Origin of the sequence: Pseudomonas sp. JV245A, from assembly GCF_032424515.1 — a bacterium.
GTDB classification, from domain to species: Bacteria; Pseudomonadota; Gammaproteobacteria; order Pseudomonadales; family Pseudomonadaceae; genus Aquipseudomonas; species Aquipseudomonas protegens.
The window spans coordinates 1-381 of sequence record NZ_VYKE01000579.1 but is presented as its reverse complement, the minus strand read 5'-3'; the positions used below and the strand labels follow the sequence as shown (position 1 = coordinate 381).

General features: G+C 64.6%; 1 pseudogene. It reads right to left on the bottom strand.

From position 1 onward, the window contains the following. A pseudogene (locus tag F6S12_RS33125) lies at nucleotides 1-116 on the bottom strand (AraC family transcriptional regulator); the annotation flags it as partial. Between the last annotated feature and the right edge of the window lie 265 nt (nucleotides 117-381).

The following is a 381-nucleotide window of genomic DNA, read 5'->3' as shown; positions in this document are numbered from 1 at the left end:
TGCGCGGCGCTAAGCCCGGCCGCCGCCAGCGCCGGCTCGGTGGCAATACCCAATTGCTCCGCATAGAGCAGGTATTTCAGCAGGGGCGGGACCGAAGTAAAACCGAGGCTGGGCATGAACGGATTCCTGGTGACTAATCCCTAGGACAGCAGGACGAAGACCGGGAAAGGTAAGGGCAAACCCTGATGGGTGTAAATGCTCGGGTCCGGGGATTGGCGCCTTTCGCCGGCAAGCCAGCTCCTACGGAGGGTGTAGGAGCCGGCTTGCCGGCGAAGGGGCCTGCGCGAATCAGACGCGGAAGTGGCTGACCATCATCTGCAACTGGCCGCCCAGGCGCGCCAGTTCAACGCTTGCGGCTGCGGTTTCGTCGCTGGCGGCGGC